This is a genomic window from Aeromicrobium sp., assembly GCF_014378035.1.
Classification (GTDB): domain Bacteria; phylum Actinomycetota; class Actinomycetes; order Propionibacteriales; family Nocardioidaceae; genus Aeromicrobium.
The window spans coordinates 1-6,938 of sequence record NZ_JACMOM010000013.1 but is presented as its reverse complement, the minus strand read 5'-3'; the positions used below and the strand labels follow the sequence as shown (position 1 = coordinate 6,938).

Sequence of the window (6,938 nt, the reverse complement as noted above, 5' to 3'; positions counted from 1 at the left end):
CTTTGTAGCGGGGGCAGGATTTGAACCTGCGACCTCTGGACCTACGGTGTGCGAGCTTTCCCGATCTGACATCTTTGACCGCTCTTGCCGACGTGTGCCTTGACCTGCGCAGACGCGAACGACCAGAGGACTGGTCCCCCGATCAACTTGACTTTGTCTGCTCGGATTTGACGGCTTGCGCTGGCGTTTTCGGGGAGTAAACGCGACACGACTCAAATCGAAATCGCTCTCACATGACGAACCCCGGAACTGGCTTCGTCCAGAGGCGTGCCGCGTTGTTTCAAGATGCCTCCTGGGTTGGCAGACGACCGAACGTCCGGACGCTCAGGTCAAGCCGATGCCGTCATAGTCCACAAGAGCCGCACCTACGGACTTCGAGCTGTAGTACGACCCGCTGTCACTACTGAAGAAGAGATCGAACTCGCGCCGGCAGCTGTTCGGCGGGCATGCTGACTCGCTGGCTTCGACCGAACCGGCCGTCGCAGCAGGCGGTCGCCGCAAGCGGATCCTCTACTGGTGATGTCCCGCGCAACGATCTACACGCGGAGCGTGCCAGGATGGCCGCGATCTGATCGTCAGTTCGGTGCTTGGCGCGGCCCGGTTCAGCAGTGTCCGACTCGGGCTGACAAGAGGGCAGGCGAGAGTCGCGATCGCTGTACGCGTCGCGCGCCGCATCCGAGGGCGGCGCCTTGGTACTGGCGTTGCGTCGTCAGCGACCGCGCCGGGAGAAGCCGAAGCCACCCAGGAGCAGGACGACGAGCACGACAATGATGATGATCCAGAGCATAGGCGGAGCATGGCACCCTCGCCTCAGGTTGGCTACCCCCACATCTGGACACCAGCCCGTCGATAAGGGCGGGGTCCGTCGGTGGAGCGGCGTGGCGCACGGACTCGTTCATCCCCGCGCTGGAAGCTAGGTCGGTGCTGGGGTCGCGCCCGCTGATGCGGAGCGCCGCTGCGGCGCACGCGGACCTGTCCGCAATCAGTACGGCGATCGTCGATCTCGACGGCGTCCCGGCTGCGCACTTCGAAACTGATCACCCGTGCGCCACTGGCGTCGCGATAGACCACAGCTTCAGAAGCCGTACGCGCTTCGGAACCCTCCGCGCATCGAGCCTCACCTACGACGTTCGGACTTTCCGATCGTTGAAGACAGCCGCGTCGTTGTTCCCAACCGTGGCCCCGAACGATGTCGTTTCCCGCGGTTCTCGCCGAAACTCGCTTGTACGACGGAGAAGGTCGTGGATCGCGCGCGAGCGCATGTCACAGAACCCGCCCGCGGAGGCGTGCCAGTCGACGATCGTCACGCGGAGCGTGACCAGTGCGGGATCGGCTCACGGAGCGTGCCAGTGCGGGATCCCTGACCGGTGCAATGCGACAGCGTCGCGGCCGACCTCTTCGCGATATTCCTCCCTCGCTCTGCGCGGATCGTCTCCCATTTTCGGCCGATGCTGGGATCGAGCGTCCGCTACTCGGAGTCAGCCCCCCTATGGTGAGAGAGGTGAGCACTCCCATCGGCGATTACGCACTCCTCTCAGACATGCGCACCGCGGTGCTCGTGTCCCGCGACGGCAGCATCGACTGGCTGTGCCTTCCCCGGATCGATTCCGCCGCAGTCTTCGCGGCCCTCCTCGGCACCGAGGAGAACGGCCGGTGGCTCATGGCGCCCCACGGTGGTCAGGTGGTCGAGCGGTTCTACGAGCCCGGCACCTTCGTGCTCGTCACTCGGTGGCACACGCCTACCGGCAAGGCAGAGTCGCGGGAGTTCATGCCCCCGACGAACGACCGCGCCGACCTCGTGCGGCAGGTGCACTGCACCTCGGGCTACGTGCGCATCGATCACGAGCTTCTACTGCGCCCTGAGTACGGCACGGTGTTGCCGTGGGTCCGCCGGATCGAGGACAGCTCCGGGGGTCACCTGCGTGCGATCTCAGGCCCGGATGCCTTCACGCTGCGCGGGCCGGTCCTGGAGCCGGCCGACCACCGCCACGGCGGCTCCTTCGATCTGACGGAGGGCGACTCCCACGCCTGGGTCCTGACCTGGGATCCTTCCCACCTCGGGGCCTCCGAGGCCCTGGACATCCCCCTCGCCCTCGAGCGCACGAGGGCGTACTGGCTCGAGTGGAGCTCACAGGTCGTCGCGACCGGGCGGTGGTCGCAGGCCGTGCGTCGATCGCTGCTCGTGCTGCGCGGACTGACGAACGCCGACACCGGAGGGATCGTGGCAGCGCCCACGGCCGGGCTCCCCGAGGATCCCGGTGGGGAGCGCAACTGGGACTACCGCTACTGCTGGCTGCGCGATTCCGCTCTCACCCTGGAGGCGTTGCTACTACACGGACGCACGGAGGTCGCGCTGCAGTGGCGCAACTGGCTCCTGCGCGCCGTGGCCGGGGACCCCGAGGACCTGCAGATCATGTACGGCGTCGGAGGCGAGCGCTCCCTGCCTGAGCGGACCCTCGATCACCTCCCCGGTTATCTCGACTCCCGGCCTGTGCGGATCGGGAACGGCGCCGTGGTCCAGTTCCAGGCGGACGTCATCGGTGAGGTGCTCATCGCCCTCGGCAAGCTGCGCGATGCCGGCATCGAAGATGACGACTTCTCCTGGCCCTTGCAGCGCAACATGCTCGACTACGTCAGGCAACACGCCGACCGACGCGACCAGGGTCTCTGGGAGATGCGCGGCGATCCGCACTACTTCACCCACTCCCGGGTGATGATGTGGGCCGGGCTCGATCGCGGCATCCGCGCGGTCACCGACCACGGCCTCGACGGGCCGGTCGGCGAATGGACGAGGTTACGCGACACTTTGCGCGAGGAGATCCTCACCAAGGGCGTCACGCCCCAGGGGAGCTACTTCACGCAGACCTACGACAACACCGAGGTCGACGCCTCGCTGCTGCAGATCCCCCAGACCGGCTTCCTCTCCTACGACGACCCGATCATGCTCGCGACCGTCGAGCGGATCGAGCACGACCTCCTCCATCACGGCCTCCTTCTGCGCTACCGCACCACCGGCACCGACGGCCTGAGCGGTGACGAGCACCCCTTCCTCGCCTGCTCCTTCTGGCTCGTCGAGCAATACGCCTTCACCGGCCGACTCGCGGACGCCCGCGAACTCATGGACCGGCTCGTGGGCTGCGCCAACGACCTGGGCCTGCTCGCCGAGGAGTATGACCCGGTCGAAGATCGTCAACTGGGCAACTTCCCGCAGGCCTTCAGCCACCTCGGGCTCGTGCGAGCCGCCGATGCGCTGGTCGAGGCCGGGCGCGACGCTGACCTCACCCCCCACGCTGCGAAGGCAACCTCATGACGACACCGACGACCCTGCTCATCCTTGGCGCCTCCGGCGACCTGACCCGGCGCTTGCTGCTCCCCGGATTGGGGTCCCTCCTCGAACGGGACCCGGACCGTCCCCTGCGCATCGTCGGCGCGGACCGGGCCCCATTGGGGACCGATGCGTTCGCCGCCCAGCTCGCCGCCTCGCTCGCGGAAGGTGGGGCAGGCGACGAAATCGTCGATAGGCACCGGCTCTCGACCAGCTATCACCAGCTGGACGTGACCGATCCCGAGACCTTTTCCGCTGTGATCGACGGGCTCGGGGTTACCGATCGACTCATCATCTACTTCGCGCTCCCACCCTCCGTGACCGAACGTGCCTGCCAGACGCTGGTCTCCTGTCGGCTGCCGGAGGACACCCACCTGGTGATGGAGAAGCCGTTCGGATACGACCTGGCCAGCGCCCGGTCCCTCAACGAGCTCGTGGACCGGCTCGTGTCCGACGACCGCGTGCACCGGGTCGATCACTTCCTGGGCAAGTCAACGGTGCTCAACGTCATCGCGTTGCGGTTCGCCAACCGAATGATCCAGAAAGTGTGGAGCGCAGACGACATCGAGTCGATCGAGATCGCCTATGACGAGGAACTCGCCCTGGAGGGCCGGGCCGGCTACTACGACCACGCGGGCGCGCTCGTCGACATGGTCCAGTCCCACCTGCTGCAGGTGATGTCGGTGGTCACGATGGAGCCGCCCTCACAGATCAGTGGACGTGAGCTGAGAGACGCCAAGGCGGCAGCTCTACGGGCCACCCGCCTATGGGGAGACGACCCTGCCACAGCGACTCGACGAGCGCGCTACACCGCCGGAACTATCGGCGATCGCAGCGTGCCGAACTACCTTGACGAACAAGGCGTCGACCCGGAACGCGACACCGAGACGATGGCGCAGGTCACGGTCGAGGTGGTCAACCAACGCTGGGCCGGTGTGCCGATCACGCTGCGATCCGGCAAAGCCCTGGGCAAGACCCGCAAGCACATCGTCGTGACCTTCGCCGAGATGCGCCACCTTCCCGAGGGGCTCATTGGCGGCGACGGTCCCGATCGCCTGGTCATCGGGCTCAGCCCCGACGTCATGGAGCTACACCTGACGACCAACACCACCAAGGACCCCTTCACGCTCGAGCAGTCGACGCTCGTCACCGACCTACGCCATTCCGAGCTCAACGCCTACAGCGAGGTGCTGGCCGCGATCCTCGACGGCGAGACGATGATCTCGGTGCGAGGGGACGCAGCTGAAGAGTGTTGGCGGATCACGGACCAGGTGCTCGAGGCATGGCAATCCGGGGCCGTGCCGATGGAGGACTACGTCGCCGGCTCGCCCGTGCCGGCGGATTGGAAGCCCGCTCTCGGCTGAGGCGACGCGAGCACCCTTCGAGCATGAGGACCTGACACCCGCCGCACTCTCTGCTTAGAGTGCAGCCACCGGATCACGCGGTGGCCCCCTTCATCCACCACGACCGTGGACTCGACCCTTACGGAGGCACACGTCGGCCCTTCCCGAGCGTTGTGCGCACCAACGCAGTTGCGGCCACGTCTCGTTGTCCTCGAGCTGGTTGCTGGTGGCCTGTGAGGGCAGTCCCGGTCACCAGATCTGGGTGCTTGAGCGGTGCCGAGGGCTCAGGTCAGTTCGTCGGCCACGGAGGCGTCGAAGGTCGCGTCGATGACCTGGTTCGCAACCGCCGAGAGCGTCTGGCCCGTGCTGCGTGTGTGCGAGCGCATGGCGGTGAACGATTGGCAGAGCCGCCGCGCACGCGATACACAACGACTCCGGCAGGGCGAGTCCACTGTCCGACTCGCCCGCAGCGATCGTGGGCGGCAGCAACGATATGCGTCACTCTGGTGTCGTTGATCTCGCTCACCTGCCCTGGGACGTCGCACGGTCGACTCCGGCCGAGGTCTGGGGCAGGGATGAAGCACCTTCAACACTAGTCGACCAACGATCAGGACCCGTCTCCGCGGCCGCGGTCGGACGCCATTCGCGCGACAGCACGTCACGAACGACAGGACTCACACCACGACGCCGCTGTCGGCTGCTGGCGGATGAACCATCGCTGGCGCGCGTCGTACCTCGGTGTCGGAAGAGAAGTTCTAGCGCCCCACCGGGGACCTGATCGGGGGTCTCAGCCGCGCAGTTGGGCTGATAACGGGCAGTCGAAGGGATCACGAGCGCGCAGGCCGACATTGTTGAGGTAGTCGACCACCAGGCCGTAAGACTCGAACAGTCCCACTTCCACGTAGTCGACCCCTTCGCGCTCGCAGTGCTCCCGAACGATCGGACGCGCCTTTTTGAGATTGCAGCGCGGCATGTTGGGGAACAGATGGTGCTCGATTTGATAGTTCAACCCACCCATGGCCCAGTCCAAGACCGGGTTTCCGCGCACGTTGCGCGACACCATGACCTGGCGACGTAGGAAGTCCAGCTTCATCTCCGGTGGCACCAGGGGCATGCCCTTGTGGGCGGGAGCAAAGGATGCCCCGAGACAGAACCCGAACACCGCCATCTGGACGGCGAAGAAAGCCACCGCCTTGCCCGGTGGCAGAAACGCCAACAAGATCACGACGTACGCCGACAAGCGGCCGACGACGAGAGTCAACTCCAATCGACGCCAGGGTCGGGGAGAGGACTTGTCACGAGCCGTGCGGATGCTCTCGGCATGGAGGTTCAGACCCTCCAACGTTAAGAGCGGGAAGAACAACCAGCCCTGGCGCTTGACGAACCATCCAGCGAAGCCGGTCGTTCGCTGGGCCACGATGCCGGGAGTGAACGCGATCGCGCCAGCGGCGATGTCCGGGTCGTAGCCCTCGCGATTGGGCGCCTTGTGGTGGGCGTTGTGCTTGGTGCGCCACCAGGCGAAGCTCAGCCCCGCAAAGGCGCCGGCCAAGATCCGCGCAGTCCAGGTGTTCCATGCCGACGACCCGAACATCTGCCGATGCGCTGCGTCGTGACCGAGGAACCCGAACTGGGTGACGATCACCCCGAGGGCGGCGGCGAGGACGAGCTGGGACCACGAGTCGCCCAACAGGAAGAACGAAACCCAGAGGCCGAAGAAGGCCGCGACGTGCACGCCGATCTGTATCCAGTAGTAGCCCTGACGACGCTCCAGCAGACCGGCAGCCTTCACGTCGCTCATCAAGTCAGTGAATCGGCTGGTGTAGTCGACCGGGCGACCGCCGACGGGGCCCCTCACCGGATAGCGCTCTGGCGCAGGAAACTGAAGGCACGGTGATAGCCACGATTAGACATGGGACCCCAGCGGCAATTGGTGTAGGTGACCGGGGGCCGGGGCCAAGAGTCACTCACCTTACTACCGGACGGGGCCGACCAACCAGGGCGTCCGTCGCAGGCGACGACGCGCAGACCACTAGCGACGCCAGCGGGGCGAGGATCCCCACAAGATGTCGGTGACGATTGAGGTCGAGGACGGGGCGCTCGAGGCGCTGCGGATGCTCACCGACCGCCGCAGTCCTCGCGAAAGCCAACCGTCCAACAACTTCAAATCCGCGCCACTAGCCGCGCCTGAGTGCCAGCGCACGAACCAGGTCTCAGGTCAGTTTTCGGGGAGCAAAGCGCGACACAGGTCGAAATGATTCAAGAAAGCAAGT

General features: G+C 65.9%; 3 protein-coding genes. 2 read left to right on the top strand and 1 reads right to left on the bottom strand.

Annotated features, from left to right (window positions below):
- The first annotated feature begins 1,501 nt into the window (after nucleotides 1–1,501).
- Nucleotides 1,502–3,310, top strand: coding sequence for a glycoside hydrolase family 15 protein (locus H7290_RS00920; protein WP_290512138.1), 1,809 nt, complete (start codon nucleotides 1,502–1,504; stop codon nucleotides 3,308–3,310).
- The gene (locus tag H7290_RS00915) at nucleotides 3,307–4,689 is read left to right on the top strand and encodes a glucose-6-phosphate dehydrogenase (RefSeq protein WP_290512137.1); all 1,383 of its coding nucleotides are present in this window, start codon (nucleotides 3,307–3,309) and stop codon (nucleotides 4,687–4,689) included. Before H7290_RS00920 ends, H7290_RS00915 begins: the two co-directional genes overlap by 4 nt.
- A gap of 766 nt (nucleotides 4,690–5,455) precedes the next feature.
- Here the strand turns inward: H7290_RS00915 and H7290_RS00910 are convergent.
- The gene (locus H7290_RS00910) at nucleotides 5,456–6,466 is read right to left on the bottom strand and encodes an acyl-CoA desaturase (protein ID WP_290512136.1); all 1,011 of its coding nucleotides are present in this window, start codon (nucleotides 6,464–6,466) and stop codon (nucleotides 5,456–5,458) included.
- Nucleotides 6,467–6,938: the final 472 nt, after the last annotated feature.

What these genes read in the sequence shown, in the direction of transcription:
- H7290_RS00915 (WP_290512137.1), top strand. Translation starts at nt 3,307, where the DNA reads ATGACGACACCGACGACCCTGCTCATCCTTGGCGCCTCCGGCGACCTG.
- H7290_RS00910 (WP_290512136.1), bottom strand. Translation starts at nt 6,466, where the DNA reads ATGAGCGACGTGAAGGCTGCCGGTCTGCTGGAGCGTCGTCAGGGCTAC.